This is a genomic window from Aetokthonos hydrillicola CCALA 1050 (assembly GCF_017591665.1).
Classification (GTDB): domain Bacteria; phylum Cyanobacteriota; class Cyanobacteriia; order Cyanobacteriales; family Nostocaceae; genus Aetokthonos; species Aetokthonos hydrillicola.
Genome location: NZ_JAAKGC010000417.1, coordinates 1 through 1,233 on the forward strand (window position 1 = coordinate 1; position 1,233 = coordinate 1,233).

At 41.3% G+C, this 1,233-nt stretch carries 1 protein-coding gene and 1 pseudogene; both read right to left on the minus strand.

Annotation, left to right across the window (positions count from 1 at the left end; translation table 11 throughout):
- Positions 1-56: 56 nt before the first annotated feature.
- Positions 57-530: pseudogene (locus G4P69_RS38460) on the minus strand (SPFH domain-containing protein); the annotation flags it as partial.
- Positions 531-680: 150 nt separating this feature from the next.
- Positions 681-1,233: alpha/beta hydrolase family protein (locus tag G4P69_RS38465; protein WP_390694114.1), on the minus strand; the 553-nt coding region annotated here is incomplete at its 5' end.

Sequence of the window (1,233 nt, forward strand, 5' to 3'; positions counted from 1 at the left end):
CCCGCTCGCTGCTCTTCCATGGATTCCGTTGCACTTTCTGGTGGTGTAATTCTTTAAATATCTACCCTGGTAATTTGAACTCCCCACTCTTCTGTGATCCGGTTTAACTCATCCAATAGGGCTTTGTTCATGTCAGCTCTAGCCGCATTGGTTTCTTCCAAGCTGTTACGAGCCACAATCTCACGCAGGGTAGTTGCAGTTAAGTTTGTCAACGCTTGTTGGAGATCATCAATTTGGTAAAAGCTTTTCTCCATATTTTTAATCCGCCAGTAGACAACACCATCTACCTCTAAATAGATGTTATCTTTGGTAATTACCTTCTGAGGAGGAATGTCTAAAACTTGTTCCCTGGTTGTATCCTCCATGACAACTTGATCCAGCAAGGGAACAATGAAGTTTAATCCAGGCTGAAGTTTACGATGATATCTACCCAACCGTTCGACTAAAGCCTCATTTCCCTGATTAATAAGTTTTGCGGATCCTAGGGCATAACCTATAAGCACTAAGACTATAGCAATAATTGGCTCCATGTATGCTCCTGTTTAGCTTTTACTGTAAGGACACAGTATAACCTTGTCCTATCTTCAGTTTAATGTCTATGATCTGTATTGTTATTACCACAAGTGGTCATCATAGACAAGAAGCTAAAGAAACAGTCAGCAGTTAACAGTTATCAGTTATCAACGCTTATGCTGTGATAACTGATAACTGATATCAGGAATCCACCCAAGCCAAAACTTGATACTTGCTGGTAGCTCTGAAACGAGACGTAACGGCAGTTGTGGAGTAGAGAAAGATTGGGCGTAAGCTGATGTTAAAAAAGGTTGATAAATTTTTGCTTTTGGTGTAAGTTGCTCTACAAAGGCAAGACTGACACCTTGGGTTAATTGACGTAGAGATTTAGTTTCCTCACCTCGTCGTTCTTTAACAATTGTAGTAGCAGTACTTACAGTTGATGTTGGCTCCCCAACACTTAAATGAGTACCACCTATGGCAGTTAATAGATATTTGGTGCCTTGGAGTTGGCTAAAGGGTTCTATTTGGTGTTTTAGCGCAGGTGTTAGAGAGTCTTCAGTCCCGGTTAGAATTAAAACTGGTTTGGTAACTTGAGTCAGACCATTCTTGCCAAAGAGGTTTCCTACCAGGGGGTTAAGAGCGATCGCACTTTTTACCCTATCATCCTGCAAATGTAGTTTTTTGTTTGGTAAAGAAGCTGCCGCACACTGCAACCAG